Below are 233 nucleotides of genomic sequence, written 5' to 3' on the forward strand. Positions count from 1 at the left end.
GGGTGGTGCCAGTAATATTACTACCGGTACTACTGCCAATGAAACAACTAACAGGTTTATTTTCAGAAATGGTGCAGAGTTTCCGGTTATGACTGCCAGTGAAATTCAGTTCATGAAAGCAGAAGCTGCTTTTAAAAAGAATGATAGGGTAACCGCATTGGCTGCATTTCGTTTGGGGGTTAGTTTACATTTCGATATGTTAACTGATAAATACAATGCCAATGTGCCTGCTG

At 40.3% G+C, this 233-nt stretch carries 1 protein-coding gene; it reads left to right on the forward strand.

Going from position 1 to position 233, the window contains the following annotated elements; translation table 11 throughout:
- Positions 1–233 (forward strand): hypothetical protein (locus VJI94_RS08870; RefSeq protein ID WP_324009112.1); only part of this gene is annotated, 233 nt, incomplete at both ends.

The organism is Parvimonas sp. D9, assembly GCF_035282565.1.
GTDB classification, from domain to species: Bacteria; Bacillota; Clostridia; order Tissierellales; family Peptoniphilaceae; genus Parvimonas; species Parvimonas micra.